Raw genomic sequence first — 235 nt, 5'->3', positions numbered from 1 at the left:
CGAACAAACATATCTTTTGCATAGTCTGACATATCATCATCAAACACATTTCTTCTGTATTTCACGACCAACACAAGGTGATAATATAACAAGAATACTGAATGGTTATTACTATCTAATTTCATTTATATACCAGCCTTTATAATTGATAAGACTACTTATATCAGAGGCAAAATAAAAAGGAAAACCTTTTGGCTACGCCAAACCGAAATTCATCTCCCACCTACCGTTGGGC

Annotated in this window: 1 protein-coding gene; it reads right to left on the bottom strand. The window is 34.0% G+C overall.

The window, feature by feature from the left end; translation table 11 throughout:
• Nucleotides 1–125 (bottom strand): transposase (locus HFD78_RS29300; RefSeq protein WP_191968162.1); only part of this gene is annotated, 125 nt, incomplete at its 3' end.
• Between the last annotated feature and the right edge of the window lie 110 nt (nucleotides 126–235).

The organism is Bacillus sp. EKM501B (assembly GCF_011800505.1).
Classification (GTDB): Bacteria; Bacillota; Bacilli; order Bacillales; family Bacillaceae_G; genus Bacillus_A; species Bacillus_A cereus.
The sequence above is the reverse complement of the archived record's forward strand: the minus strand, read 5'-3'. Positions and strand labels throughout refer to the sequence as shown.